Source organism: Pseudoalteromonas fuliginea, from assembly GCF_000690055.1.
GTDB lineage: Bacteria > Pseudomonadota > Gammaproteobacteria > Enterobacterales > Alteromonadaceae > Pseudoalteromonas > Pseudoalteromonas fuliginea.
The window spans coordinates 1-26,695 of sequence record NZ_JJNZ01000060.1 but is presented as its reverse complement, the minus strand read 5'-3'; the positions used below and the strand labels follow the sequence as shown (position 1 = coordinate 26,695).

The window sequence follows — 26,695 nt, the reverse complement described above, 5'->3', positions numbered from 1 at the left end:
GGCTTTTTTACGTCTGCAGAAAAGTGAAATACGCGCAATTAACACACACTCATATCGCGACATAAAGATAGTGTAGCATTTCACTGTGGCTCTCCACCGCTGTGGGCACTACGACATCCTACTGCGTAGCGCACCGGCTTCACATTGTAGAAAGCCCGACTATAAATAGTCGGGCTTTTTTACGTCTGCAGAAAAGTGAAATGTGCACACTTAACACTCTCTCACATCAACTCCCATCACGTAGGTCGGGCGAGCGTTGCGACTCCCGTAAAAAGCATAAAAAACCTTCGCTCAACAATGAGTGGTAGCATTTGTACTGTGGGTAAATAATACCAATTGGTTTAACATCTTACCTAATATAAAAGCTTTAACTATCTGGTCTTGTTATAAGTATTGAACATGACCTTTAAGCCTTTATATACGCTTTGGGTAGGTTAACTGAAGAGAATGAAAATAGTTAGGTAGAGATTGATACAGAGGTTTTACACATGAACTTAAATCTAAAGGGCATGATATTTAATAGTACTTATGGAGTGCCTGTGTAAACTAGCCACGTTATCTACCAGCATTCATTAATTTTTTTATAGCCAGATAAGCGGTTAGGGGCTGCTTTAATTTCATATGTACTGAGCGTTATTAATTTTTAACCCTAAGATTAACTAAGGCCATATACTTTATATTAAAAACTATCGACAAGACTTACTAAAAAGTGTTTTGTGTACTCCTTAAACTAAAGTTTATTTTATACTCTCCTGGTTCTAATTAACCATCTATATATGCCAATAAAGAACAATGCTGCAGATCCGAAGCCACTCAACATCCAAATGACTTTTAAAATGTTACCGCCAATGCTGCCGTCATGTAGAGGGTGTATCCAGTTTTTAATTTTACTAGCCGTACTTTGTTTATCTATATTAAACATGCTCTCTAACTTCCCTGTAAGAGCATTAACCTCTATATAGCTATGTGGAAAGCGATAAGAAGGATCGTTTACAGTTTGAAATCTAAATCTGTAAATCGCATTTAAGTTTGATGGTGTTTCAATCCAAGCTAAACGCGCACCCGGTAATGCTTTTTTAGCTATTAGTATCGCTTGCAATAAAGGAATATTAGATTGTTTACTCGGTTGTATTTGTGTTTTTGAAGGGGAGTTTATATCGCTAACTAAAGCGGTTAATATAGGATCTGTCTGCTTTGGAATAGCAAGCATAATCCCTGTAATCGTTAGAGCTAATAATGGGATGCACAAGCTTAAACCAATTAATTTATGCCAGTCATAAAGTAGGCCTATTTTAGAACTGCGACGTTTAAATTTTAACGATTTTATCCATTGACCTTTTTTTGGCCACCACGCTAATAACCCAGATATGAGAAGGATTAATGTGGCAATGCCTATATACCCCACAATTATAATACCGGTACTTCCTGTGAGTAATGAAAAGTGCAGGTTATATAACCATGTAACAAAATAATCGCCCCAGTAATCTTTTCGAATTACTTTATATTTATCATTTGAGAGCCAAATCATTAAGGTTGCAAATTCACGATTTTGTGTTTCTACAGGGTTATAGTAACGAGCCGGTATGATTGAATTGTCATCTGTTACCTCAAGCCGCCAGGGCCCATACTTATCTGGAAAAGCCGTTTTTAAGTTTTTGTATGCCAAATCCCAGTCGACTTTGTCTGTATGCTTTATATTTACTTTAGTGAGGTTCAGTTGTGAATCTATTTGTGGGTAATATATTAATACTGAGCCAGAGAATGCAATAACAGTGAGTAAAAACCCTATTGATAAACCTAAATAAAGGTGTAATCGTCTAAATATCTTTTGCCAAGAAAGCTTTGGAAGCATGAATAAAGTAGCCGTAATAAGTGAGTGTACTTAAACAATAATTATTAGGTATTTTATAGTGTTTTAGAGAAGAAAAGTGCGACATTTTGTCGCACTTCTTACAATGCATATTTAAAAAATAAAACGCCAGCTCAAGGCTGGCGTTAAAATACAATCTTAAAGTTTATTTAAGCTTTAGGTCCTGCATTTTTTATATCATCTGATACGTCGTACTTAGCAAAGTTCTCAGTGAAGTCTACGGCAAGTTTTGCTGCATATTCATTGTATTTAGCTTTATCTTCCCACGTATTAATAGGGTTAAGTAAGTTTGTATCTACACCCGGAACGGCAACTGGCACATCTAGGTTTAAAACATCAATATGTTGAGTTTCAACGCCTGTTAATTTACCAGATACAATAGCATCAACTACTGCGCGAGTAGTTGGAATATCAAAGCGCTTGCCTGTACCGTAAGGGCCGCCAGTCCAACCTGTATTCACAAGGTACACTTTAGCGCCAAACTCGCGTACACGCTTCATAAGAAGCTCAGCGTAAACACCAGCAGGGCGTGGGAAAAATGGTGCACCAAAACAGGTTGAGAATGTTGATTCAATATCGCTAGTAGAGCCAATCTCAGTTGAGCCAACTTTAGCTGTGTATCCACTTAAGAAGTGAAAAGCAGCCGCTTCTTCGCTAAGAACAGATACCGGTGGTAATACACCGCTTACATCACAGGTTAAAAATACAACTGCTTTTGGTTCGCCTGCGCGGTTTTCTACTTTACGTTTTTCAACGTGTTCAAGTGGGTATGCTGCACGGCTGTTTTGAGTAAGGCTTGTATCGTGAAAATCAGGAACGCCCTTCTCATCTAGCACTACATTCTCTAAAATAGTACCAAAGCGAATTGCATTCCAAATCACAGGTTCGTTCTTTTGTGACAGGTCGATACATTTAGCATAGCAACCGCCTTCAATATTAAACACGCTTCCAGGTGCCCAACCGTGTTCGTCATCACCAATTAAAAAGCGAGTAGGATCTGCTGAAAGAGTTGTTTTGCCCGTACCAGATAAACCGAAGAATAATGCTGTATCGCCTGCTTCACCAACGTTAGCAGAACAGTGCATTGGTAATACACCTTTTGCTGGTAGTAGGAAGTTTTGTACAGAAAACATCGATTTTTTCATTTCACCGGCGTAGCGCATACCTGCTAGTAATACTTTACGCTGTGCAAAGTTAATAATAACGGTGCCATCGCTATTTGTGCCATCACGTTCCGGCTCACATACAAACGAAGGAACGTTCATTACTTGCCATTGTGGTAAGTTTGAGGCGTTATAGTTTTGTGGTTCGATAAACATGTTTTTGGCAAAAATATGGTGCCACGCTGTTTCTGTAGTTACGACTACAGGTAAATAATGCTCAGGGTCAGCGCCAACTTCTAGGTGAGAGGTGAAGTGGTCATTACTTTGAACATGTGCTTCTACGCGAGCCCATAATGCGTCAAATTTTTCTGCATTAAATGGGCGGTTAACGTTGCCCCATTGAATGTCATCTTGAGTTGTCGCTTCTTGTACAATAAAACGATCTTTTGGTGAACGGCCAGTTCGTTTTCCTGTAATTGCAACAAAAGCACCATTTGCGGCTAAAGTACCTTCGCCACGGCGGATCGCATGCTCGACAAGTTCAGCTGCGGTTAAATCGACAAAACGTGTAGCGCCTGTAGTCATGTTTATACCTAACTATGTGTGAGAGTTTGAACGGATAGCTCTGGGGTTATCAGTGCCCTTAAACTGAAATTATAGTAACAGAAGGTTTTAAGATATTCGAGCCCGCAAAGCCCCTAAAAACACATATATTTAAGAAAAAACATGAATAATTTCAATGATACCGGTGTCATGAAATTAGCAGAAAATATGACACCGGTATCATCTTTTTATAATATAAAACCGCATATTTTGCGGCTTTAATTACTATATATAGATGAAGCTGAACATTTAGTTGAAAATGCTTTTTATGTCTTGTTCGTTAAAAACATACTCTTTTAAACAGTAATGGCAGTTAATGTTAACAGTCCCTTTCTCAGCTACATCTTTGAGTAGTTCTTCTTGTCCAATATTAACAAGTGCAGTAATTGTTTTATCACGACTGCAACCACATTTGAATTTAATCGCTTGAGGTTCAAATACGCGAGGATTATCTTCGTGATAAAGACGTGTAAGAACAGTGTTCGCATCTAAGTGTAACAACTCTTCATTTTTAATCGTGTTACTTAATGCTTCTAGGTGTGCAAAGTCTTCAATTGATTTTTGTTTATCAACTGGGAGTACTTGTAAAAATAGACCACATGCTTTTGCGCTACCTTCTGTTGTGTCGGTTGCAAACCAAAGGCGTGTTTTTAGCTGCTCTGACTGCTCAAAGTAACTTTCGATACATTCACTAAGAGTATCATGCTCTAGCGGCACTATACCCTGGTAGCGTTCACCTTTTTCAGGGGTAATAGTGATTACCATATAGCCTTGGCCAATAAGCTCTTTTACAGTTGTGCCCGTAATTTCGCTTTGCAGGCGCGCAATACCACGCATGTTTTGTTTGTCATCACCATTTATAACTGCATATTTAACTGGGCCATCACCTTGAAGCTGTACAGCAATTTCACCTTCAAACTTTAAGGTAGCAGTAAGTAAACAGGTTGCAACGAGTAACTCACCAAGTAATGCTTTAACAGGATCTGGGTAATTATGGTCGGCAATCATTTCATTATAAGCACTCTCGATTTGTACGAGTTCGCCACGAACATCTAGTTCGTTGAATAAATAACGGTGAAGTAAATCTTGTTGCATGAGCGGCTATACCTAACTTGATTTCATTTTTAAAAGTTCGCGTCTTTGCTTTTTATCCGGTTTTTTATCCGGATGGGGGGCAAAAAAGCTGTTATTTTTGCGTGCGATGCTGTTCTGTTCGCGTTTAGCAATACTGGCATCAGATTCTTGATACATGGTCTGTGCAATGGGGGCGCTTTGGCGTTTTTCAAGCACTGAGAGTATAGTTATCAGCTTTTCATCTACTCCTTGTGCAAGTTTTATGTTTGCGCCAACTTCTACTATTTTACTCGCTTTTGTACGCTGTCCATTATAATGCACTTTGCCGCCTTGTACCATTTCACGTGCAGTCGCACGAGTCTTATAAAAGCGAGCGGCCCATAACCACTTATCTAATCGAACTTTTAACTCATCTTTATGGTCTGAACTTACGTGGCTGTTACTTTTTTTACTCATAAGGCATTTAGTCCAGTGTATTATAACTTAAAATTTATCATGAAATCATTGTAGGCTAAAGGTATTATAATCGCAGTCTGTTTTGCCTTGAGAGAGTGAGTCAACTCATTCTGTTTACAAAGTTTAATATTAGCGTGCTTGTTGAATGAAATATGAAAGGGTACTATGGGTACGCGCTTACGCAGTAAATTAAAATAAGAATATTATTTATGGAACAGCAAATACAGCAACTTAAACAATTTTTAATTCGTTTACCACATGCAAAATTAAGTGCATTAGTGACTCTATTAGTTGTTGTTTATCTTGCTTTTTTATTATCAAAATTGGTTTGGCTTATGTGGCCAAATCCGGTTGTATCTCCACTTACTCCAATGCACTACGCTAATCAAACCAAGGGTGTCGCTGGTAATCGCTCTACGCAGCATATAGTGGAGCAATTTTTATTTGGTAAAAAAGTTGCAACAAATAATAATACTACGCGGCAATCACAAGTTATTAACAATGCACCTGAAACGCGCTTAAGTATAAATTTAACAGGCATAGTGGCGGTAAGCCATGATGATAAAGCAGGTGTGGCTATTATAGAATCACAAGGAAAACAAATAAGTTACTTAGCGGAAGAAGTTATACAAGGCACGCGTGCGAAAGTCGCACAAATATTACCAGATCGTGTGATTTTAAGCGTAAGTGGTGGCTTTGAAACATTAATGCTTGATGGTCTAGATTTCACAAAAAAAGTATCAATGCCTGTTCTTGCTGCCCGAGACGATTCAGAAATGGGACCACAGATGCAAATAGCATCAAGGGATCAAAAAATAAATGCAACCGCAGATCCACAAGTAAGAGAAACCTTAATAGAAACACGTGAAGAGTTACTCGAAGAACCAGGTAAATTATTTGACTATATACGTGTCTCACAAGCGATGAGTGATGGAGTACTTATAGGTTATCGCTTAAGTCCAGGAAAAGAACCTGAGCTATTTAAGCAAATGGGATTACAAAATAACGATTTAGCTATTGCGATTAATGGCTATCAATTAACAGATTTAAAACAGGCAATGTCAGCTATTAATGAGCTGCGCAATAGCACAGATGCTAATATCACTATAGAACGTGATGGCGAGCAAATAGATGTGCAATTTAGCCTGTAATAACTTAGCTTTGGAGTTTTAATATAATGGTTCAGGTGCTACACCTCAAAAAAATTAAAAAAGGGTTAGCTAAGTATGCAGCACTTTTTTTAGCAGCAAGTATTTCTTTGTCTGTTTCTGCTGTTGAGTATGCAGCTAACTTTAAAGGCACAGATATCAACGAGTTTATTAACATTGTTGGTAAAAATCTTAATAAAACAGTGATTATTGACCCAAATGTACGCGGCAAAGTGAATGTGCGCAGTTATGAGTTGATGGATGAAGCACTTTATTATCAGTTCTTTTTAAATGTATTAGAAGTTTATGGCTACTCAGCTGTTGAAATGGACAATGGCATTATTAAGGTTGAAAAAAGTTCAGACGCTAAAAAATCAAATGTCCCACTTATTACAGAGGGTAATGAAGCTAGTGGCGACATGATGATTACACGCGTTGTGCGCGTTAAAAACGTAAGCGTACAAGAGCTAGGTCCATTAGTTCGTCAATTTAGCGATCAAAAAGATGGTGGCCACGTTGCCAACTTTAATGCGGCTAACGTTATGATGCTAACGGGTCATGCAGCATCGGTTAATCGCTTAGTTGAGATTATTCGCTCTGTTGATCAGGCGGGTGACAAGCGTGTAGATATAGTAAAGCTTAAGTATGCAACTGCTGATGATGTAGTATCGGTCGTCGATAACATTTATAAAGACAGTGGTAAAGGCAGTGTTCCTGAATTTTTAATTCCTAAAGTGGTTGCCGATGGCCGAACTAATAGCGTTATTGTAAGTGGCGAAGGCCAAGCACGTACGCGTGCTATAGAACTTATTAAACGCTTAGATGGTGAATTAGAAAGCCAAGGTAACACCAAGGTGTTTTACCTCAATTATGCTAAAGCTGAAGATTTAGTAAAAGTATTGCAAGGTGTGAGTAAGTCACTTATTGATGACGCGCAAGGCGGCACAACTAAAACTCGTAGCAGAAACAGCAATGAAAGCAGTATAGAAGCTCACCCAGATTCAAATTCATTAATTATTACCGCGCAGCCAGACACCATGCGATCACTAGAGTCGGTCATTGAGCGTCTTGATATTCGTCGTGCACAAGTATTAGTTGAAGCCATTATTATTGAAGTAATGGAAGGCGATGGTGTTAATTTAGGTTTGCAATGGATTTCTGAGCAAGGCGGTATGCTGCAATTTAACAACGGAACTACAGTTCCTGTTGGTTCATTAGCTGTTGCGGCGGAGCAAGCGCAAGATGTAACGGTTACTAAAAATATAATAGGAACAGAGTCTGGTACTGTGACGCCGTTTACAGAAACGACGGAAGGTGACTATGGTCCATTAGCTTCCTTACTTAGTGGCATTAATGGTCTAGCGCTGGGTGTTGTTAAAAATGACTGGGGTGCAATCATTCAAGCAGTAGCTACCGATACAAATTCGAATATTTTGGCTACACCGTCTATTACTACAATGGATAACGAAGAAGCCTCTATTTTAGTCGGTCAAGAAGTACCTATTATTACTGGATCACAAACCGGCAGTAATAATGCTAACCCATTTCAAACTGTTGAGCGTCAAGAAGTAGGTATTAAGCTCGTTGTTACCCCGCAGATTAATGATGGTTCTGCTGTACAGCTTACGATAGAGCAAGAAGTATCGAGCGTCAGTGGTGCAACTGCGGTTGATATTTCAGTAAATAAGCGTTCAATTAAAACAACAGTTATGGCTGATGATGGCGGTATGGTTGTGCTTGGCGGCTTAATAGATGAAGACGTGCAAGAAAGTGTATCTAAGGTGCCGTTATTAGGCGATATCCCTATTTTAGGCCATTTGTTTAGATCGACCAATACAACACGTCGTAAGCGTAATCTTATTGTATTTATTCGCCCAACCATTATTCGTGATGGTGTAAGCATGAATAAGTTAAGTTTCAACAAATATAACTTTATTCGTGGCGAGCAATTTAAACAACAAGAAGACGGCATTGAATTAATGCCAATGACAGATACGCCTATTCTGCCTGAGTGGAACAATGAATTAATACTTCCACCAACGTATGAAGAACATTTACGTAAGCAAAATGCACAAGAGCGTAAAGATGACTAATGCGATACAAGAGATAAACCAAGATGTGGTTCATCCTAATACGCATCATCAGGATACGCTATTAGCGGATGATGTATTAATAGAGTTACCAGCTAAACGTTTACCATTTTCTTATGCAAGGCGCGCAGGTGTATTGCTAAGTAAAAATAAAGATAATCGTATTGTATATTATCGTGGTGAGCTTGACGTAGAAGTACTTTTAGAAGTGCGCCGTATTGCAGGTAATGGTTTTACATTAGAGCAGTTGGCTGACGATAAGTTTGAGTTGTTATTGGAAGCATCTTATCAACGTGATAGCTCTGAAACGCAACAAATGATGGAAGATATAGGGAATGAGGTTGATTTGTTCTCACTCGCCGATGAACTTCCACAAACAGAAGATTTGCTCGCCGGTGATGATGATGCACCAATCATCAAACTTATTAACGCCATGCTCAGTGAAGCGATAAAGGAAGGGGCATCTGATATTCATATCGAAACCTTCGAGCAAGAGCTTGTTATTCGCTTTAGGGTAGATGGTGTACTTAAAGAAGTCCTTAAGCCTAACCGTAAACTCGCATCGTTACTTGTATCGCGTATTAAAGTAATGGCCAAGCTTGATATAGCCGAAAAACGTATTCCTCAAGATGGCCGTATTAGTTTGCGTATTGCTGGGCGTGCAGTTGATGTACGTGTATCTACAATGCCATCAAGCTTTGGTGAGCGTGTAGTACTGCGTTTACTTGACAAAAATAACGCACGTTTAAATCTAGAAGATTTAGGTATGACCGCAGAAAATCGTGCATTGTTTTCTGATTTAATCAGTAAACCGCATGGCATTATCTTAGTCACAGGGCCAACGGGTTCTGGTAAAAGTACTACGTTGTATGCTGGTATGAGTCAAATCAATTCACGCGATCGCAACATTCTGACAGTTGAAGATCCAATCGAGTATGAGATTCCGGGTATTGGTCAAACACAGGTTAACGCTAAAGTTGATATGACCTTTGCGCGTGGTTTACGTGCAATATTACGTCAAGATCCTGATGTAGTAATGGTGGGTGAAATACGCGATCTTGAAACGGCGCAAATTGGTGTTCAAGCGTCACTTACCGGTCATCTTGTTATGTCTACTCTGCATACAAATACCGCATCGGGTGCAATTACACGTATGGAAGATATGGGTGTTGAACCATTCTTACTTTCATCGTCGTTACTCGGTGTGTTGTCGCAACGCTTAGTACGTACGTTATGTAATACCTGTAAAGAAGGTCACACGGCTGATGAGCATGAATGCCAGCTGTTAGGCGCCTCTTTTGAAAGCCAACCGACAATTTACCGAGCGGTCGGGTGTGAAGAGTGTAACTTTAACGGTTACCGTGGTCGTACGGGTATTCATGAGTTACTTGTAGTTGATGAAACAATACGCGAAATGATTCACAACGGTAAAGGTGAGCAAAGCGTAGAAAAATACATTCGTAAGCGTAGCCCTAGTATTCGCCAAGATGGCTGTAGCCGTGTACTCGCAGGTAAAACAACACTTGAAGAAGTATTACGTGTTACCCGTGAGGAAGGTTAATTATGGCGGCGTTTGAGTATCGTGCTCTCGATGGTAGAGGTAAAGAAAAAAAAGGTATTTTAGAAGCTGATACGGCTAGACAAATACGTCAAGTTTTACGTGAACAAAAGCTAACGCCGCTCGAAGTGGTTCCAGCAGCGCAAAGTGATAAACAAGTTAAAGGTGAAAAAGCCCCTTTATTTGGTAGCTTTTTTAAACCCACTATATCAACATCTGATCTGGCACTTATTACTCGTCAGTTAGCAACGCTGATTCAATCAGCACTGCCAGTTGAAGGTGCGGTAATGGCTGTAGCTGAGCAGTGTGAAAGGCCGCGTTTAAAGCGCATGCTTATGTCAGTACGCTCAAAAGTTGTTGAAGGCTATACGCTTGCTGATGGTATGAGCGAGTTCCCCCATGTATTTGACGATTTATACCGTGCAATGGTTGCCGCAGGTGAAAAGTCGGGCCACCTTGACCAAGTACTTAACCGCTTAGCTGATTACACCGAGCAGCGTCAACATATGCGAAGCCAAATTACTCAAGCAATGGTTTATCCTATTATTTTAGTGGTGTTTGCAATTGGTATTGTGTCGGTTTTATTAGGTACAGTTGTACCTAAAATATTAAAAACCTTCGAAAAGACCAAGCAAGTATTACCTTGGACAACAGAATGGGTAATGGCCGGCAGTCATTTTGTGCAAAATTATTGGTTTATTAGCTTAATTGCTATTACAGGCATAGCTATTGGGATTAAGCATGCATTGAAACAGCCAAAAATACGTTTTTGGTGGGACGATAGGGTGCTGCATATGCCGGGAATTGGCAAAGTTGCACGTGGTGTTAATACAGCTCGTTTTGCACGCACGCTAAGTATTTTATCATCAAGTTCGGTACCTCTACTTGAAGGGATGCGAATATCAGGAGGTGTGTTAGTTAACGAAAAAATTAAGAAAGCAGTTGCTGACGCTTCTGATAGAGTAAGTGAGGGAGCGAGTCTAAGGGCTGCGCTGCAACAAACAAAATTATTCCCACCCATGATGCTGCATATGATAGCCAGTGGTGAAAAATCTGGAGAGTTGGAGCAAATGTTAGAACGTGCTGCAAATAACCAAGATCGCGAATTTGAAAGTATGGTTAATGTGTCGCTTAAGTTATTAGAACCCGCGATGATAGCGTCAATGGCCGTTATTGTACTTTTTATCGTTATGGCAATTTTACAGCCAATTATGGCAATGAATAAAGCCGTTGGGCTTTAACCTAAAATAACTTTTTAATATATTAGTATTTTTAGAATAATGAGGTAATTACGTGAACAAACAATCAGGTTTTTCTTTACTAGAAGTAATGGTGGTACTTGTTATCATCGGAATGATCATGTCAATTGTGGCACCAAATATTATGGGTCAACAAGAAGAGGCTGCTATTGATAAAGCGCATTTAGATATTCAGCAGCTTGAAGATGCAATGAGCCTATACAAGCTTAAAAATAAAAGTTATCCAAGCACAGAGCAAGGTTTAGAAGCCCTTGTTAATAAAACAAGTATTGAGCCTGTTCCTAAACGCTTTCCAGATGGTGGGTTTATCAGTGAACTACCAGAGGATCCTTGGGGTAATACTTATCAGTTAATTAGCCCTGGAGAAGTTGGTAAGTTTGATATTTTCTCTTTTGGCCCAGATGGTGAACCCGGAACCGATGATGATATTGGGAACTGGGATGAAGAAAAATAATAATGCAAATTAAGAGTACATTGTTTTTATACGTAAATAACGAGAGCTTACTATGCAAGTAAGCTCTACGCGTATAAACGCAAAAACGCGTGGTTTTAGCTTGATCGAAATTTTAGTGGTATTAGTGATTATCGCTTTTGCCACAAAAATGGTGGTATACAGCTTAGAAGGCGGAGCTGAGGATGAGCTAGATACTCAGACACTTAGGCTGCATACCACCATTAATATGGCGTCAGAATTTGCTATTTTAAATCAGGTAGAGCTTGGTTTTCACTTAGATGACAATGTGTTTGAGTTTTTAGTTTTTGATGGCGAAAAATGGATAACCTTCGATAGAGAAGACTTGTTTAAACCAACGGAGTTTGATGAGCGTTTTAAAGTAACACTTAATCTTGAAGATTTAGCTTGGGCGCAAGATAACTTGCTTGAGCAAGCTAACTGGCGTGAGCTAATGAGTGGTGGTGACGAAGATAGTTTGCTGGAACTTAAAAAACTTAAAATTCCAGAAGTACTTATTTTATCATCAGGAGAGGTTAGTGCATTTCAGCTAATACTTGAATTAAAAGAGCAAAGTGAGCCTGTCTATTATATTGAAGGTGAATTTACAGCCCCAGTTAATTTACGTCGAGAACCAGAATAAATGCATAACCATAAAGGTTTCACCCTACTTGAAGTGCTCGTTGCCTTGAGTATTTGTGCCATGGCAGGTATTGCCGCTATGCAAGCAACAGGCGAGCATATTCACCATCTATCGACGATTGAAGAGCAAACTTACGCTTCATGGGTTGCTGAGAATGTTTTAATAGAACAGCGCACTAAAGGTGAGCAGTGGCAAGGTAAAAATGGCGCACGAGGCAGTGAAGTAATGGCAGGGATAGAGTGGTTTTGGCAGCAAGAAGTAATTCCTACTGCAGATAAAAATTTTGTAAAACTGACCATTAATGTATTTAGCGATGAAAAGTATGAGCAATCTACTTATGAGCTTACAACCTATTTAAATAAAGGTAAGAAGTAAGTGAAGCAACGTGGATTTACATTACTCGAAGTTATGGTGGCATTGGGGATCTTAGCTTTTGTAATTATTGCTACGCACCAAATATTAGATACCACCACGAGAGCGAAAGATGCCTCAGATGAAAAAATAGCCGAGCTTAATGGACTACAAACTACATTTAGACTGATGGATCAAGATTTTAGCCAAATGACAAAGCGAGCGGTGCGTAATGAATCTGGTGATGTGCAAGAGCTGTATTTATTGGCCGGACGATATGTTCTTGATAGTCAATATGATGGGATTGCTTTTGTACGCGATGGTTGGATAAACCCGATTAATTTACTACCACGCTCTGAACTTCAAGCTGTTGGATATAGGGTTATAGATGATAACTTAGAGCGCGTATACCGTGTTTATGTCGATCAGCTTGATAACATGGAGCCGCGAGTACAAGTTATTCTAGAAGGGATTGAAGAATTAAAGTTTGAATTTTTAGATGATAAAAATGAATGGCAAGATAAATGGGAAATTAAAGCGTTGCCTAAAGCCGTTGCGGTTACTCTACAGCAAGTTGACGCAGAACCTATTCGTCGTGTGTTTTTAGTGCCGGGGCAAGGAAAAATAGTAGTACCACCAAGTACGAACTCTACTAATACAACCTCAAACAGAACAAGCGGAGGGACTCCTTAATGGATAAGCACTCTTCGCGTGGAGCCGCTTTAGTCATTGTATTATTTATTGTTGCTTTGGCTGCAATTTTAGCTGTAGAAATGAGTGCAAACTTAATGGTGCAAGTCCAAAAAAGTACCAATTTACAAGGGCATCAGCAAGCTAAATGGTATGCCTATGGCGCAGAAGAACTTGCCATTAAAGCCCTTATTCAAAGTAAAAAAGATGATGCAGAAAAAACCACGTTAGAGCAAGCATGGGCAACACAAGGTGATGTGCCTTACCCTGTAGATAACGGTACGTTGAGTGGAAAAATCACTGATTTACAAGCATGCTTAAATTTGAATGCGTTAGCCGTAGAGCCCGATCCAAACAGCGCAGAAAAAACAAACCCAGCGCACAAAGCTTTGTTTGCTCTTCTTGAAAATATAGATGATTTACCAGCGAATGAATCAGAAGAGGCGATGGCCGATAGTGTATTTGATTGGCTTGATAGCGATAGCATAACCTATCGCTCTGGCGCTGAAGAAGACGAGTACTTATCACGTGAATTCCCATATATGACTGCAAATAGTTTATTCGCTTCTACATCAGAGTTGCGTTTAGTTAAAGGGTTTAATCCTTTAGTAATGGAAAAGGTATTACCTTTTATATGTGTTATTCCTGGCAGCAAGCTGCTTTCTATTAACGTAAATACATTAGCACCAGAGCAAGCACTTATACTTAGCGCATTAATTGATGAGCTTAGTTTATCAGGAGCTGAAGCGGTTATTGCCGCGCGTCCGCAGGCGGGCTTTGATAGTAAAGATGAGTTTTTTGAAGTGGTTCAGCAACAAGGCGGAAAAAACGTCAAAGCTGTTGAAAACTTATTTGATATGAAGAGTAGTTATTTTAAATTACAAACGCAGGCAAATTTCGTTGACCTGCGTTTTTCGATGACCACCTTACTGTACGCCGAAAATGGCGACGTAACGATACTGGCGCGAAAATTTGGAGGCGTACAGTGACAGAGATACTGTTGATCCGCACGGGTCAAACTGAACAAGATAGCCTTAATTGGTTAATTTATTCACCGCAAGAACAAGAAATAATAGCAAGTGGTGAACTATTAAATGCGAGTCACTTAAGTGAGCTGAGCGAGAAAGCACAAAGTCGGGAAGTGATCGTATTGCTTCCTTGCGATCAGGTGCAACTGAAAACAGTCATTTTGCCAACAAAGTGGAATCGCAAATTAGAACAAGCTTTACCCTATATGCTTGAAGAAGATATAGCGTGTGATGTCGATGAGTTATTTATTGCTGTTGGTGAGTCAACAATGGTTGGCGAACAGCATGCAGTTCGGATTGCAATGACTGACAGAGAATGGTTTGAGCAATGGATAGCACTATTTAACGAACATCACTTAGCGGTGTATACAATTATTCCTGATGCCCTATTACTCCCTTTTGCTGATAACGATATAGTCACTGCAATAGAGCTTAATAATCAGTGGTTATTTAAGCAAGGCCAATGGCATATCAGTGCTGTAGAAACCAGTTGGTTAAACGGTTACTTATCAGCCATGGGTAATCCTGAAATCAAACATTTTAGCCCTGCTAATCACTTTCCTGAGAGTGTAAATTTGCAAGCACAAACGAGTGATTACGATTTACCGTTGGCATTATTTGCAAAGCAGCTTGGACAGGTTAAATTTAATCTTCGCCAAGGGACGTATCAGCTTAAAAAGAAAAGTACATTGTGGTGGGGATACTGGCAAAGTGCGGCAATTATTGCCGGCGTTGCTTTAGCGTCAACAATCGCAATAAAGGCGTTAGAGTTGCATCAATTAAATACCAAAGTTGATATAGCAAAAGCACAAGTTGTAGAACGCTATCAAAATGCATTTCCAGGTACTAAAGTACGCCCACAGCTAATTAAGAGCCAAATTAATGGTGCACTAAAAAAAGTACAAGGTACAAGTGATGCTGGGTTTTTAGATTTAACAGCTCAGTTAGTAGATGTTTTTTCGCAAGTGAGTGAATTTACCCCCGAAACGCTTCGCTACGATAAACGTCGTAATGAGTTACGCATTCGTGCCCGAGCTAAAGACTTTCAAACTTTTGGTAAAGTTAAAAGTATTCTTGAAAAGCAGGGCTTGACCGTAGAACAGGGATCACTAAACAATGATGGTGACTTTGTTGTAGGTGAAATAAAACTGCGAGGTGCAGTATGAAAAAGCAGTTAATACAATATTGGCGTTCGCTAAAAGAACAAGAGCAACAATTAGTTGTTGGTGCTGGTGGTGTGTTTATTATTTTTGTATTAGTAATGGGAATTTTTAGACCATTAAATAATGCAATTGAGCGAGCTGAAAAATCACAAATTAAGCAGCAAGAGTTATTAGTTTGGGTCGATGAAAGTATTGTTAAGCTTAAAGCCGCAGGTAATACGCGAATAGAAAGCAACCAAAACTTAAGCCAGATAGTTAACTCAACGCGTAGTCGTTATAATATCAGTATTAGTAAAATGCAGCCAAGTGATAGTTCATTACGTTTAACACTTGATTCAGTAGAGTTTAACCAGTTAATAGAATGGCTTGACGAATTGGTGAATCAGCATGGTTTACGTGTCGAAAATTTAGATTTAAGTCGTGATGATAAATCGGGCTACGTTCGTGTAAGTCGTTTGGTATTAGAGAATTAATTAATGAAAAAAATAATAACGTTATCGATTGTCTTTTTACTTAGTTTTATCGTGTTTTGTATTATGAAATTACCGGCAGCTATTGCGCTTGATATCGCAAAGCCGTATTTACCAAAACAATTAGAAATAGGGCAAACTGTAGGTACTGTCTGGCAAGGTCAAATGATGCAGGTCCGTTTTGATGACGAGCAGTTAAATAATGTCCGTTGGGATATTGCTGGCTGGGAGTTATTTATAGGTAAACTAAATACTAATGTAAAATTTGGTAATGCACGTGAGCGCAGTGATATTTCGGGTTATGCGGATGTAAGCTATGGGCTTTTTAATAAGGAAGTTATAGTGACTGATGGACTTGTTCGTTCGACAGTAGAGCGTGCAATGCAACGAGTGCGACTTCCTCTGCCTGTAACCGCTAAAGGGCGTGTAATTTTGGAAATTGATGAATACAGCACCGGTGCACCATATTGTGATTCATTAAAGGGTGAAATAGCGAGTCCTAATATTGACGTGCAAGGCTTAAATGGGTGGTTTAATATTGGCCCTCTGGCTGGTAAATTAAGCTGTAAGTCGGGCGATATTGCTATATTAATTGATCCAGATAATACGTTAGGCCTTGAGGCTGATGCTACACTTAAAGCTAATTTTGACTTCAGAGTCGCGGGCTATGTTAAACCTGATGCCAGTCTTCCAAAAGATGTACATGATGCGGTTAAGTTTTTGGGGCGTCCAGATAATCAAGGTCGTTACCCGCTCAATTTTTAATATTTACTAATAAAGAGTTTTAATGCAATTACCTCAATTTACTGAGTTGCACGCGAAGCAGCTCAGCACATTTTTAGATACCCAGCCCCAGGCAATGACATTATTACAAAGCCAAGGTTATTTGTTTGGCGTAATTTGCTCTCCTGAACCACTTGATGTGCATGAATGGCTCGATACAATATTATCAAATAAAGCCAATGATTTAGACGAAGAGACATTGTTTTTGTTTATGGCGCTATATCATCAAATTAGCGAACAGGTGTTTGAAGCTGGTTATAAATTGCCTGCTAATTATGATATTTATTTTTGTAAAAGCTGGAGTGAAGGTTTTTTACAAGCAACCACAATGTACACTCAAAAACTGCTAGATGCCCCACAATTAGAAGTACAATATAAAGAAGCATTAGAGAGCGCTCAAGCAACACTGAGCTTTTTTGCACTCGATGAGCAAATTATTAGCCAAATTGCAGCACAAAATTTAATGGATGAACAGTTACTCTGTTTACAGCAATATGAGCTAATGGGCGATTTTGCTTTAGGTTTTGCTGAACTTGTTGAGATTGTAGCGCTTAATAGTGGCTTATATACAGACGAAGGCTGGGACGACTAGGTGTACTTTTAGTGCTCAGGTTATTTTTATTACGTGGGCCTATTGCAAGTAAATTCAACGTTAAATAGCGGCTTGGGATTGGTTTATTATCCAAAATTCAGATTAAGTACCCAATTCCAGAATAATGTCAGTACAACCTTGCTTACACCTTACTACTCCTTTACCAGCTTCGGTGGTCGCTAGGTTTAGCGTTAAAACACCACTGCACTTCTCGCACTTTAGTGTTTTTCCCTGCGCTAGTTTTTTAAGCATGTTGCGCTGTTTATGAAACGAGTCACTGGCTTTCTTATTTAATTTTGAAAAATCCATTACTTTGCTCGCCTTTGTTCTAACGCTTCAGATATTATTTTACATACAGTATTTAAACGCTCATCGTAAAAATATAGGTTTAACTCACGCTCACGACAATAACGTAAATTAAACAACTGCACTGACTCGTCTGTTGTAAAGGTTTTCTCTACGTATTCTTTCCCTGAGTCAGACAGTCTTAATTGTGATTTTATACGGCTTTTAGTCATATTAGCTGCGGGGCTGCGATTGACTTTAGTTGTCTCGCTTAAAAAACTAATACCTTCACCTAGTAATTTCTCTCGAGGTTCTTTTATAAGTGGATGATCGATCGTAAAAAAAGCAAGGATCATTAACACCAGTATTATAAATTTTTTCATGAGCACGTAAACCTTGATCTGAATGAGGTTGAATTACCATGCAGTGTAATAAAATGCATTTTAAAAGCAAGTAACTGAGATGAATAAATTATTAGCGATCTATGCCAGTAATTTTAATCAATATTGGTATAATGCTTAATAGCAATCAGATGTTTCTGAAATATCTGAAAGTATTCAAATGATGATTTATCAAACTGATCATGCCTAGCAAGTAACTTGCTACACTTTACTGTATAGGGCATTTGAATATTGCTAAACTTTTATTTCCAAGCGGCGTTGAGGAACTTCGATGGACAAACAAATTAAAGTAAAGAACATTCCTGTGGAGGTAAAAATCCAAAAACCGGATTTAAGCCGTCAAGATGACAGGTTTAATCCCCGAAATCGTATTTATGTGCGAGCAGTGAAAGGTCTTCATCAATTATTAAGGCAGCGTATTGGTTTTTTAGGTTTGCTTGCATTTATGGCACTACCATGGATTAATTTTAACGACCAACAAGCTGTGCTGTTTGATTTAATCGGGCAAAAATATAATATTTTTGGTTTAACGTTGTGGCCACAAGATTTCACCATACTCGCGTTCATTTTTATGTTGGCAGCATTTGCGCTGTTTTTAGTGACCACCTTCTATGGGCGAGTGTGGTGTGGCTACACATGTCCACAAACTGTTTGGACCTTTATTTTTATTTGGTTCGAAGAGAAGTTTGAAGGTACTGCTAATCAACGTAAAAAACTCGATCAACGGCCCATGAATTTTGATAAGTTTTGGCGTAAAACGGCAAAACATACTAGTTGGGTATTATTTTCGTTATATACCGCTATTTCCTTTGTCGGTTACTTTACGCCGATAAGAGAGTTACTTCCTGATTTTGTAACGTTTAACGTAGGCGGTTATGCATTAGTAAGCATTATATTCTTTGCTGTGTGTACCTATGGCAATGCCGGTTGGATGCGAGAAATTATGTGTTTACACATTTGTCCTTACTCACGTTTTCAATCAGCTATGTTTGATAAAGACACATACACAGTAACGTACGATGAAAGCCGAGGTGAAAGCCGTGGTCCTCGTTCACGTAAAGTAGGCCATAAAGATTTAGAACTAGGCGACTGTATAGACTGTAATTTATGTGTTCAAGTATGCCCAACGGGTATTGATATTAGAAATGGGCTACAAGCTGAGTGTATAAACTGTGGCGCGTGTATTGATGCGTGTGATGGCGTAATGGATAAAATGGAATATCCGCGTGGGCTTATTTCATATACGACAGAGCGAAACCTCGAAACACCTGAAAATAAAACTAATCCACTACGCGCTAAAATCATTGGTTACACAGTTATACTTGTTGTGCTTACGGGGGCGCTTGTAGCTAATATCGCACTGCGTAAAACAATGGACTTTGATATCATTCGTGACCGAAACCAATTATATCGTGTCGATTTTGATGGTTTAGTAGAGAACACCTATACATTAAAGGTAATTAACAAGGCGCAGTACGAGCAAACCTTTAATATTAAAGTACAAGGGTTAGATAACTTTAAATATATTGGTAAGCAGTCATTTACAGTGCAGGCAGGGCAATCTCATAATGTGCCATTGTCGCTTGTAATGGATCCTTATGATTTGAAGGCGCCGATGACAGAGTTTAACTTTGTGCTTTCACCGGTAGATGCGCCGGATGAGACAATATCGCAGTCGAGTAACTTTTTTAAAGCGCGATAATCACAACCTACCTTAAATAGGTAAGTTGATATAGCAATTAACAAAAGCGGGTATATAACCCGCTTTTTATTTTATATAAGAAGAGTATGAGTAAATTTAGTTTTATTGACTTAACACCAGACCTAATACTCGATGCAATAGAAAGCGTAGGTGTGTACGCCGAATCTGGTTTATTGGCGCTCAATAGCTATGAAAACAGAGTGTACCAATTTAAAGCCGATGATGGCCTGCGTTACGTAGTGAAGTTTTATCGCCCAGAGCGATGGAGTAAAGAGCAAATTCAAGAAGAGCATGACTTTGCATTTGAACTAGCAGAAGCGGAAGTACCCGTTGTTGCCCCTATTTTATATAATGGGCAAAGCTTGTTTGAACACGAAGGGTATTTGTTTGTGTTGTTTCCAAGTGTAGGCGGGCGTTTATTTGAGGTTGATAATTTAGATCAGCTTGATGTAATGGGGCGATTAATTGGCCGTATGCACCAAGTAGCTAAAACAAAACCTTTTACTTACAGGCCAACAGTTACCTGTGATGAGTATTTGCATACAGCCAAAGTTCATCTTCAAAAAAGTAACTTAGTGCCCATGGGAATAAATACTGCCTTTTATACTATTTTAGATTTAGTGATAGAGCAGGCGCAAAAACAGTATAAAGATGTGCAAAGTATTCGCTTACATGGTGACTGCCACGTTGGTAATATTTTGTGGGCGGGTGATGCGCTAATGTTTGTTGATTTAGATGATAGCCGTCAAGGTCCTGCAATCCAAGATTTATGGATGATGCTCAGTGGCGATAGAGCGACGCAACTGTTACAGTTAGACACCCTTGTAAATGCGTATGAAGAGTTTTGTGATTTTGATCACTCTCAACTCAAATTAATTGAACCGCTGCGAGCAATGCGTATTATCCATTATATGGGATGGGTAGCTAAACGATGGAGCGATCCTGCCTTTGTGCGGAACTTTACATGGTTTGCTGATGACAAATACTGGGAGCAACAAATTTTAGCACTGAAGGAGCAACTTGCAGCACTGCAAGAAGCGCCGTTAAAGTTATTGCCGTAATATTTTATTTAAAGACAAGTACAACGAGATACAAATGCTTAAAAAATTAAAACTAGGCCTACTACTTCTTTGTTTACCATTTGCGGCATTTGCTGCACAATTTGAAGCTGATAATCAATATACAATTATTAATGCAGAGAAAAGTAAAACACCACAAGTGACGGAATTTTTTTCATATTATTGCCCGCATTGCTTTAAGTTTGAACCTGTAGCTCAGGCAATAGAAAAAAGCTTACCAACAGGTGCAACGTTTATTAAAAATCATGTTAACTTTCTAGGTGGTGTTTCACCACAGGCGCAAACCAATCTGAGCTTTGCCTATCTGATTGCCAAAAAACATGGGCAAGAAGATGCTATCACAGAGCAAATATTTAAAAGTATTCATGTTCAACGTGCACCATTGACTGAGATGAAAGATTTGAAAAAACTTTTAGAAGTAAATGGCATTGATAGCGAAACGTTTGATAAAGATATGGCAAGCATGCCTATTATTTCAGCTGAGCGTGCATTACAAGATAATCAAAACAAATATTCAAAATTAGGCGCACTTACAGGTGTACCTACTTTTATTGTTAACGATAAATATAAAATTAATATTAATACAATTAAAAGCCAACAACAGTTTGATGAACTAGTTGCGTTTTTATTAGCCTTATAATTTCGGAGCATAATAATGATTAAATTAGTTAAAGCAGGTTTGCTTGCGGTATTACTTCCTATGGCGGCAGCAAGCTTTGCAGCAACGTATGAAGAAGGCGTGCATTACGACGTTGTTTCTGAGCGTGCAACTAAAAAGCCAGAAGTTAAAGAGTTTTTCTCATTTTACTGCCCTGCATGTAATAACATGGAGGCACTAATTGGTGAGTTTAAGCCTAAGCTTGATAAAAACGTTAAATTTAAAAAGAGTCATGTTGATTTTGTAGGTGTACGTGATCCAGAAAACCAACAGATGATGAGCCAAGCACTTGCGACAGCTGAAGTACTCCCACAGAAAGATCAGATTATTTCTGCAATCTTTAATCATATCCATACAAAGCGCGCTAAATTTAATGAGCTTGCAGATGTAAAAGATATATTTGTAGCGCAGGGCGTTGATGGTGATAAGTTTGATAAGCTGTTTAAAAGCTTCTCGGTACGTACGCTGAGCTCTAAAATGAAACGCGATCAAGACTACTTTAAAGAAAAAGGCGCACTACGTGGCGTACCTACCTTTATTGTAAATGGTAAGTACAAATTAAACCTAGGTCGTGAGTCGGGTATTACTGAACCAGAAGATATTGGAAAATTAATTAATTACTTAGCTAATAAATAAATTTAACCAAAATAAGAAAAGCTCCTTAAGGAGCTTTTTTGCTTTATAAGGATATAGCGATGGAAAAAATATTAGTATCGAGTTGTTTGCTAGGGCAGCCTGTTCGCTACGATGGTAGAGGACACGCAATTTTGCATCCACAGCTTAATTTGTGGCAAAAACAAAATAGATTAATTGTGTTTTGTCCTGAGGTCGCTGGTGGGCTTCCTACTCCTAGATCTCCTGCTGAAATAATACAGGGGAGTGTAGTTACTAATTTAGGAGAAGATGTAACAGAGCAGTTTCAAACTGGAGCTAATATAGCGCTAGAACTCTGTAAAAAGAATCAAGTGCGTTTGGCTCTACTTAAAGAATCGAGCCCTTCTTGCGGACGAAATACAATATATGATGGAAAGCATCGCGGAGTAAAAATCGAAGGTCTAGGTTTAACTACAGCATTATTAATAAAAAATGGTATTCAAGTATTTAGTGAAGAGCAAATACCAGCACTTATAAAAGTACTGGCACTTTAATTTTGGCTGGTTATTTGCGTTGTAAGAAAACGCCCGACTCAATGTGATGTGTATATGGGAACTGATCAAATATAGCAAAGCGCTTAACGTTGTGCGTACGTGTTAAGTGATCAAGGTCACGCTCAAGGGTTTCAGGGTTACACGATATATAAATTATGCTTTCGTAGTTAGCCACTAAGTCACATGTTAATTCATCCATGCCCGCGCGCGGTGGATCAACTAATATGGTTTGGCAGTCATAGCTTTTAAGGTCAATACCATCTAAACGAGAGAAAGTACGCTCGCCATTCATTGCTTGAGTAAACTCTTCACTCGACATACGAATAATATCTAAGTTCTCTACGTTATTTTTAGCAATATTGTATTGAGCAGAATGAACAGATGATTTTGATATTTCTGTTGCTAATACTTTATTAAAACAGCCCGCTAACGCAATTGAAAAGTTACCGTTACCGCAATACAGTTCTAATAAATCATTTTTAAGTGGTTTACATAAATCTTGCGCCCACTCCAGCATATTAATATTTACTTTTGCATTAGGCTGAGTAAAGCTATTTTCTACTTGTTGATATATAAGCTCTTGACCATTAACTGTTAAACGTTCAGTTACAAAGTCATCACCTAGTACTTCTTTTTGTTTGCGAGCACGGCCTATAAAGTCAATTTTGTATTTACTGCTAAGCTTTTCTTTAAGTGCTTTAATTTCACTTAACCATTCATCATCCAGTGGTTTGTGATAAAGCAAGCTTACTAAAATTTCACCGCTTAGCGTTGATAGGTAATCGATTTGAAATAACTTACGGCGTAATATTTCACAAGGCTTGAGGCTTTCAATCATCACCTGCATTATTTCACCTACTAAAGGTGCTGCTGGATCAAATGTATCAACACGGATTTTTTCTTTTGTTTGTTGATCAAACATAATGTGAAACAGATCGTCACCGTCGTGCCATACTCTAAATTCAGCACGTTGGCGGTAGTTAGTTGGCTCTGAGCTAAATACTTCTAGTTGCTCCACACCAAAACGTTGAAACTGCGCACTAATACGCTGCTCTTTTTCACTTAACTGCGCTTGGTACTGTGTGGTATCTATTTTAATAACTGCCATTAACGCTACTACCTTATCTAAGATCTGTTTATCGGCGCTATTGTAGGGAGCGCTGCGTATTTGTCTAGTTTTGGCTAGCATTTATGCTGTTTTATTGCACATTGTACTTTAGTTTTTATTGTTATAGCCGATAATAAATTACGCACGCTTAGGAGATGTAACATGAAAATAGGTAACTATGGCTTCACGCCAAACAACAACATTAATAAATTCAATAATAAAGCAGATATACAGCAACCTACTATTCAATCTCCCCAAGATAGTTACCAGCAACGTGGTAAAGAATTAGCTGCAAAAGTGCTTGGCGATAAAATGGCTGAGCAGCTTGGATTGCCTATCGCAGAAAAAAAAGCAGACAAACCACTATTTGATTTTGATGAAATCGTAAAAAACGTACTCGATTTTGTCAGCGGCGCTGTAAATAAAGCAAAAGCTAATGGCGCTAATGATGAAAAGCTTAAAGACATGTTAGGCGATGCGCGCAAAGGAGTTCAAATAGGGATTGACGACGCTGTTGATGAACTTAAAGGAACAGGTGTATTTAATGACGAAATGGAAGAGGGCATCAATAAGTCCAAAGAGGGAATTTACAATGGGCTTGATAAATTTGAAGAGTCGCTATTTAATCCACAACCTGCCAGCGTAAATATAAGTCAGGCTCAATATGTCAGTATGACTAGCAATGCAGAGTATAAATTCACTACCGCAGAAGGCGATGAGGTAAGTATTAGCTTTGCGGATGCATTTGAATCTCAATCGGCGAGTGGCTATCAGAGAAACAGTGATAGTGAATCGTTTGCAAGCTCATCATCGCAATCTCGACAGGTATCATTTTCGATGTCGGTTAATGGTGACTTAAATGAGCAAGAGCAAGAAGCGATTAATGCGATGATGGAAGACTTACAAGATTTAAGTAAAACCTTTTTTGGTGGTGATTTAGATGAAGCATTTGAACAAGCACAAGAGCTGAGTTTAGACAGCGATCAGCTGGTGGCTTTTTCTATGGATTTACGCCAAACAAAAACAATAGCCACAGTTAAAAGCTACGAAGAATATAAACCAGCACCAGAAAAACAAGTAGCAGAGGGTTTAGCCCCTTTTAATGACGACCTTAAAAGTGCTTTTGAAAAAGCGGGTGAACTTGGATTACAAAATCAACTAGCTGGCATTCTACAATGGTTAAATCAAGATCAGGAACAAATAGATAAGTTAGTAGATTACACAAAGTCTATGTTCGAAAACCTTAATCAATTAAATTCAGCGGCCGATGATCTTGCCGATTTAGAAACCACACAAAGCTAAACTACTTTCTTTTATAAATACCTCATGGCAAACTGCCGTTCTTAAAGTAAAGTGGGAACGGTAGTTTGTCAGCGCATATAATGGTCTTTGATTCAGGTATTGGTGGAACTACCGTACTTGAACATATCAAGCAAAGTATCCCCAATGCTCAGTACAGCTATTTTATGGATAATGCATTCCTACCTTATGGTGCTCAATCCCAACAAACAATAATCAACCGATTGTGCTCACTTATTCATTTCATCAAAGCCAACACGCTTGACGTTGATTTAATCGTAATAGCGTGTAATACGGCTTCTACATCTGCACTTAGTGCTGTTCGCCAAGTGACAGATATTCCTATAGTAGGTGTTGTGCCAGCAATAAAGCCTGCCGCAGAATTAACACGCTCAAATCATATTGGCTTATTAGCCACACCAGCCACGGTCGCCAGTTCATACACTAAAACATTAATTGCTGAACATGCACGTAATGTAATCGTTAATCTATATAGCAGTGTGGAGTTAGTGACATTAGCTGAGCAACACTTTTTTACAGACTATTTAGATACAAACAAGTTGCACCAAGTGCTTGATGGCCTAAATATAGATAAAGCTATAGATGTACTTGTACTAGGGTGTACGCACTTTCCGATATTAGTAGAGCCGATTAGTCAGTATTTTAAAGGGAATGTAAAATTACTTGATTCAGGTGTAGCGATAGCAAACAGAGTCAACTACCTACTTAACCAACTTAACCTATGTGTGAATAAGCGAACAGACATAAAAAAGCCGCTGCAATATTATGCAACGGCTGATGTGTTTAGCAATAAGCTAGCGGTAAAGCTAGTTACACTGACTGATCCGTCTCAGTACGTAGAGCATTAGAATCGTCTTCTTGTTTTTGTTTTGCTTCACGTACTTTTAAAGTACGTTGTTGGAACTCGCTATCGTTCAAGTTAGCAATTGCATTGTCTGCATCAGCTTGCGCCATTTCAACAAAACCAAAACCACGACGCTTGCCAGTATTTTTATCCTTTAATAAACGAACATTGAATACTTTGCCTTGTTCTTCAAATAATGCACGAACAACACCTTCATTTGCGCGGTAAGGAAGGTTACCAACATAGAGAGTCTTTGTTTTTACTTCGGCTTCTTCAGTTACATCAGACGACATTGCTGCAATAACAAGTGCGCCTACTAACAAACCAACACCAAATAGAAGCGCAGGGTCTAGTGCCAGGCTTGCTAAAGCAAACTTAACAACAACAAAACCAACTACAGCAAGAATAACAGAAAAGATAAAAGCTTTTTGATCGGGTAATTTCATTTTAGATCTACCAATAAACAGGAAATAAACATTAATTTAACATTGTGAACTTGCTATCTTAACGTCTTAATTGAACATAGCAATGATATTTGTATTAAATAATAAAGAAGAGCACAAAAAAACATCGTTTTACTAAGGTTTTAATATGATTTCACTCGGTTCTGTTCTATTTTTGTTCGAACAGTAAAAAGATCTAAAAAAAGGGTTGATCTGTTTTTGGATCTCCCTATAATGCGACCCCACTGAGACGGGAAACGCCGAAGCATAGCAAGGCACGAACTACTCAGAGAGTTAAATAAAACTTCGGTTTTAAATCTTCCAAAAGAAAATTTAAAACAAAGTATTGACTAGAAAAATAAAGGGTGTATTATT

Annotated in this window: 28 protein-coding genes; 20 read left to right on the top strand and 8 right to left on the bottom strand. The window is 38.7% G+C overall.

Annotated elements, in window-relative coordinates; translation table 11 throughout:
- Nucleotides 1-742: 742 nt before the first annotated feature.
- The 4 genes from DC53_RS05165 to hslR form a co-directional block, all read right to left on the bottom strand.
- A complete protein-coding gene (locus DC53_RS05165; RefSeq protein WP_033031112.1) occupies nt 743-1,852 on the bottom strand; it encodes a PepSY-associated TM helix domain-containing protein in 1,110 nt (369 codons plus the stop codon).
- 167 nt (nt 1,853-2,019) lie between these two features.
- Entirely contained in the window at nt 2,020-3,558 is a 1,539-nt protein-coding gene (locus tag DC53_RS05170) for a phosphoenolpyruvate carboxykinase (protein ID WP_007378584.1), read from the bottom strand.
- Nucleotides 3,559-3,825: 267 nt separating this feature from the next.
- Entirely contained in the window at nt 3,826-4,671 is an 846-nt protein-coding gene (gene hslO, locus DC53_RS05175; RefSeq protein ID WP_002962025.1) for an Hsp33 family molecular chaperone HslO, read from the bottom strand.
- A gap of 12 nt (nt 4,672-4,683) precedes the next feature.
- Entirely contained in the window at nt 4,684-5,106 is a 423-nt protein-coding gene (hslR, locus tag DC53_RS05180) for a ribosome-associated heat shock protein Hsp15 (RefSeq protein ID WP_033031109.1), read from the bottom strand.
- 209 nt (nt 5,107-5,315) lie between these two features.
- Between hslR and gspC the strand changes: the two genes are divergently transcribed.
- The 13 genes from gspC to DC53_RS05245 are packed head-to-tail and all read left to right on the top strand — an operon-like array spanning nt 5,316 to nt 17,332.
- Nucleotides 5,316-6,257, top strand: a complete 942-nt coding sequence (gene gspC, locus DC53_RS05185; RefSeq protein ID WP_007378581.1) for a type II secretion system protein GspC — start codon at nt 5,316-5,318, stop codon at nt 6,255-6,257.
- Between the two features lie 26 nt (nt 6,258-6,283).
- Complete coding sequence (gspD, locus tag DC53_RS05190; protein WP_033031107.1) at nt 6,284-8,347, top strand: type II secretion system secretin GspD; 2,064 nt, start codon at nt 6,284-6,286, stop codon at nt 8,345-8,347.
- The gene (gspE, locus tag DC53_RS05195) at nt 8,340-9,905 is read left to right on the top strand and encodes a type II secretion system ATPase GspE (protein ID WP_008137590.1); all 1,566 of its coding nucleotides are present in this window, start codon (nt 8,340-8,342) and stop codon (nt 9,903-9,905) included. The genes gspD and gspE overlap by 8 nt, the downstream gene beginning before the upstream one ends.
- A gap of 2 nt (nt 9,906-9,907) precedes the next feature.
- A complete protein-coding gene (gene gspF / locus DC53_RS05200) occupies nt 9,908-11,143 on the top strand; it encodes a type II secretion system inner membrane protein GspF (protein WP_008137591.1) in 1,236 nt (411 codons plus the stop codon).
- A gap of 52 nt (nt 11,144-11,195) precedes the next feature.
- Nucleotides 11,196-11,615, top strand: coding sequence for a type II secretion system major pseudopilin GspG (gene gspG / locus DC53_RS05205; protein ID WP_033031105.1), 420 nt, complete (start codon nt 11,196-11,198; stop codon nt 11,613-11,615).
- A gap of 52 nt (nt 11,616-11,667) precedes the next feature.
- A complete protein-coding gene (locus DC53_RS05210; RefSeq protein ID WP_033031104.1) occupies nt 11,668-12,255 on the top strand; it encodes a prepilin-type N-terminal cleavage/methylation domain-containing protein in 588 nt (195 codons plus the stop codon).
- A complete protein-coding gene (gene gspI / locus DC53_RS05215) occupies nt 12,256-12,630 on the top strand; it encodes a type II secretion system minor pseudopilin GspI (RefSeq protein ID WP_007378574.1) in 375 nt (124 codons plus the stop codon).
- Nucleotides 12,631-13,299 carry a type II secretion system minor pseudopilin GspJ gene (gene gspJ, locus DC53_RS05220; RefSeq protein ID WP_007378573.1) on the top strand — a complete coding sequence of 223 codons (669 nt, stop codon included), beginning with the start codon at nt 12,631-12,633 and terminating at the stop codon, nt 13,297-13,299. It abuts the gene before it with no gap.
- Nucleotides 13,299-14,285 (top strand): type II secretion system minor pseudopilin GspK, encoded by a 987-nt coding sequence (gspK, locus tag DC53_RS05225; protein ID WP_033031102.1) that lies wholly within the window; start codon nt 13,299-13,301, stop codon nt 14,283-14,285. Before gspJ ends, gspK begins: the two co-directional genes overlap by 1 nt.
- A complete protein-coding gene (gene gspL, locus DC53_RS05230) occupies nt 14,282-15,490 on the top strand; it encodes a type II secretion system protein GspL (RefSeq protein WP_033031100.1) in 1,209 nt (402 codons plus the stop codon). The genes gspK and gspL overlap by 4 nt, the downstream gene beginning before the upstream one ends.
- Nucleotides 15,487-15,960 (top strand): type II secretion system protein M, encoded by a 474-nt coding sequence (locus tag DC53_RS05235; protein WP_007378570.1) that lies wholly within the window; start codon nt 15,487-15,489, stop codon nt 15,958-15,960. The genes gspL and DC53_RS05235 overlap by 4 nt, the downstream gene beginning before the upstream one ends.
- A gap of 3 nt (nt 15,961-15,963) precedes the next feature.
- A complete protein-coding gene (locus DC53_RS05240; protein ID WP_033031098.1) occupies nt 15,964-16,722 on the top strand; it encodes a type II secretion system protein N in 759 nt (252 codons plus the stop codon).
- A 22-nt stretch (nt 16,723-16,744) separates the two neighbouring features.
- Nucleotides 16,745-17,332, top strand: a complete 588-nt coding sequence (locus tag DC53_RS05245; protein ID WP_007378568.1) for a UPF0149 family protein — start codon at nt 16,745-16,747, stop codon at nt 17,330-17,332.
- A gap of 102 nt (nt 17,333-17,434) precedes the next feature.
- Here DC53_RS05245 and DC53_RS05250 read toward each other — a convergent pair whose 3' ends face one another.
- Together DC53_RS05250 and DC53_RS05255 are read right to left on the bottom strand one after the other, a co-directional pair.
- A complete protein-coding gene (locus DC53_RS05250; RefSeq protein ID WP_007378567.1) occupies nt 17,435-17,641 on the bottom strand; it encodes a hypothetical protein in 207 nt (68 codons plus the stop codon).
- Complete coding sequence (locus tag DC53_RS05255) at nt 17,641-18,000, bottom strand: hypothetical protein (RefSeq protein WP_033031096.1); 360 nt, start codon at nt 17,998-18,000, stop codon at nt 17,641-17,643. Before DC53_RS05255 ends, DC53_RS05250 begins: the two co-directional genes overlap by 1 nt.
- Nucleotides 18,001-18,289: 289 nt before the next feature.
- Here DC53_RS05255 and ccoG point away from each other — a divergent pair, with 289 nt between their 5' ends.
- From ccoG to DC53_RS05280, 5 genes are all read left to right on the top strand, one after another.
- Nucleotides 18,290-19,720, top strand: coding sequence for a cytochrome c oxidase accessory protein CcoG (gene ccoG, locus DC53_RS05260; RefSeq protein WP_033031093.1), 1,431 nt, complete (start codon nt 18,290-18,292; stop codon nt 19,718-19,720).
- 86 nt (nt 19,721-19,806) lie between these two features.
- Complete coding sequence (locus DC53_RS05265) at nt 19,807-20,781, top strand: serine/threonine protein kinase (protein WP_008137601.1); 975 nt, start codon at nt 19,807-19,809, stop codon at nt 20,779-20,781.
- 34 nt (nt 20,782-20,815) lie between these two features.
- Complete coding sequence (locus tag DC53_RS05270; protein WP_007378563.1) at nt 20,816-21,439, top strand: thiol:disulfide interchange protein DsbA/DsbL; 624 nt, start codon at nt 20,816-20,818, stop codon at nt 21,437-21,439.
- Nucleotides 21,440-21,454: 15 nt separating this feature from the next.
- Entirely contained in the window at nt 21,455-22,093 is a 639-nt protein-coding gene (locus DC53_RS05275; protein ID WP_033031090.1) for a thiol:disulfide interchange protein DsbA/DsbL, read from the top strand.
- A gap of 59 nt (nt 22,094-22,152) precedes the next feature.
- The gene (locus tag DC53_RS05280) at nt 22,153-22,605 is read left to right on the top strand and encodes a 2-thiouracil desulfurase family protein (protein ID WP_008137606.1); all 453 of its coding nucleotides are present in this window, start codon (nt 22,153-22,155) and stop codon (nt 22,603-22,605) included.
- A 10-nt stretch (nt 22,606-22,615) separates the two neighbouring features.
- Here the strand turns inward: DC53_RS05280 and trmA are convergent, their stop codons facing one another.
- The gene (gene trmA, locus DC53_RS05285; RefSeq protein WP_007378561.1) at nt 22,616-23,713 is read right to left on the bottom strand and encodes a tRNA (uridine(54)-C5)-methyltransferase TrmA; all 1,098 of its coding nucleotides are present in this window, start codon (nt 23,711-23,713) and stop codon (nt 22,616-22,618) included.
- A 162-nt stretch (nt 23,714-23,875) separates the two neighbouring features.
- Between trmA and DC53_RS05290 the strand changes: the two genes are divergently transcribed.
- Both DC53_RS05290 and murI read left to right on the top strand, forming a co-directional pair.
- Nucleotides 23,876-25,015 carry a DUF5610 domain-containing protein gene (locus tag DC53_RS05290; RefSeq protein WP_007378560.1) on the top strand — a complete coding sequence of 380 codons (1,140 nt, stop codon included), beginning with the start codon at nt 23,876-23,878 and terminating at the stop codon, nt 25,013-25,015.
- A 65-nt stretch (nt 25,016-25,080) separates the two neighbouring features.
- A complete protein-coding gene (gene murI / locus DC53_RS05295; protein WP_033016124.1) occupies nt 25,081-25,881 on the top strand; it encodes a glutamate racemase in 801 nt (266 codons plus the stop codon).
- Here murI and DC53_RS05300 read toward each other — a convergent pair.
- The gene (locus tag DC53_RS05300; RefSeq protein WP_007378558.1) at nt 25,844-26,323 is read right to left on the bottom strand and encodes an RNA recognition motif domain-containing protein; all 480 of its coding nucleotides are present in this window, start codon (nt 26,321-26,323) and stop codon (nt 25,844-25,846) included. The genes murI and DC53_RS05300 overlap by 38 nt on opposite strands.
- Between the last annotated feature and the right edge of the window lie 372 nt (nt 26,324-26,695).

What these genes read in the sequence shown, in the direction of transcription:
- DC53_RS05165 (WP_033031112.1), bottom strand. Translation starts at nt 1,852, where the DNA reads ATGCTTCCAAAGCTTTCTTGGCAAAAGATATTTAGACGATTACACCTT.
- DC53_RS05170 (WP_007378584.1), bottom strand. Translation starts at nt 3,558, where the DNA reads ATGACTACAGGCGCTACACGTTTTGTCGATTTAACCGCAGCTGAACTT.
- hslO (WP_002962025.1), bottom strand. Translation starts at nt 4,671, where the DNA reads ATGCAACAAGATTTACTTCACCGTTATTTATTCAACGAACTAGATGTT.
- hslR (WP_033031109.1), bottom strand. Translation starts at nt 5,106, where the DNA reads ATGAGTAAAAAAAGTAACAGCCACGTAAGTTCAGACCATAAAGATGAG.
- gspC (WP_007378581.1), top strand. Translation starts at nt 5,316, where the DNA reads ATGGAACAGCAAATACAGCAACTTAAACAATTTTTAATTCGTTTACCA.
- gspD (WP_033031107.1), top strand. Translation starts at nt 6,284, where the DNA reads ATGGTTCAGGTGCTACACCTCAAAAAAATTAAAAAAGGGTTAGCTAAG.
- gspE (WP_008137590.1), top strand. Translation starts at nt 8,340, where the DNA reads ATGACTAATGCGATACAAGAGATAAACCAAGATGTGGTTCATCCTAAT.
- gspF (WP_008137591.1), top strand. Translation starts at nt 9,908, where the DNA reads ATGGCGGCGTTTGAGTATCGTGCTCTCGATGGTAGAGGTAAAGAAAAA.
- DC53_RS05210 (WP_033031104.1), top strand. Translation starts at nt 11,668, where the DNA reads ATGCAAGTAAGCTCTACGCGTATAAACGCAAAAACGCGTGGTTTTAGC.
- gspI (WP_007378574.1), top strand. Translation starts at nt 12,256, where the DNA reads ATGCATAACCATAAAGGTTTCACCCTACTTGAAGTGCTCGTTGCCTTG.
- gspK (WP_033031102.1), top strand. Translation starts at nt 13,299, where the DNA reads ATGGATAAGCACTCTTCGCGTGGAGCCGCTTTAGTCATTGTATTATTT.
- DC53_RS05235 (WP_007378570.1), top strand. Translation starts at nt 15,487, where the DNA reads ATGAAAAAGCAGTTAATACAATATTGGCGTTCGCTAAAAGAACAAGAG.
- DC53_RS05240 (WP_033031098.1), top strand. Translation starts at nt 15,964, where the DNA reads ATGAAAAAAATAATAACGTTATCGATTGTCTTTTTACTTAGTTTTATC.
- DC53_RS05245 (WP_007378568.1), top strand. Translation starts at nt 16,745, where the DNA reads ATGCAATTACCTCAATTTACTGAGTTGCACGCGAAGCAGCTCAGCACA.
- DC53_RS05250 (WP_007378567.1), bottom strand. Translation starts at nt 17,641, where the DNA reads ATGGATTTTTCAAAATTAAATAAGAAAGCCAGTGACTCGTTTCATAAA.
- DC53_RS05255 (WP_033031096.1), bottom strand. Translation starts at nt 18,000, where the DNA reads ATGAAAAAATTTATAATACTGGTGTTAATGATCCTTGCTTTTTTTACG.
- ccoG (WP_033031093.1), top strand. Translation starts at nt 18,290, where the DNA reads ATGGACAAACAAATTAAAGTAAAGAACATTCCTGTGGAGGTAAAAATC.
- DC53_RS05265 (WP_008137601.1), top strand. Translation starts at nt 19,807, where the DNA reads ATGAGTAAATTTAGTTTTATTGACTTAACACCAGACCTAATACTCGAT.
- DC53_RS05270 (WP_007378563.1), top strand. Translation starts at nt 20,816, where the DNA reads ATGCTTAAAAAATTAAAACTAGGCCTACTACTTCTTTGTTTACCATTT.
- DC53_RS05275 (WP_033031090.1), top strand. Translation starts at nt 21,455, where the DNA reads ATGATTAAATTAGTTAAAGCAGGTTTGCTTGCGGTATTACTTCCTATG.
- DC53_RS05280 (WP_008137606.1), top strand. Translation starts at nt 22,153, where the DNA reads ATGGAAAAAATATTAGTATCGAGTTGTTTGCTAGGGCAGCCTGTTCGC.
- trmA (WP_007378561.1), bottom strand. Translation starts at nt 23,713, where the DNA reads ATGGCAGTTATTAAAATAGATACCACACAGTACCAAGCGCAGTTAAGT.
- DC53_RS05290 (WP_007378560.1), top strand. Translation starts at nt 23,876, where the DNA reads ATGAAAATAGGTAACTATGGCTTCACGCCAAACAACAACATTAATAAA.
- DC53_RS05300 (WP_007378558.1), bottom strand. Translation starts at nt 26,323, where the DNA reads ATGAAATTACCCGATCAAAAAGCTTTTATCTTTTCTGTTATTCTTGCT.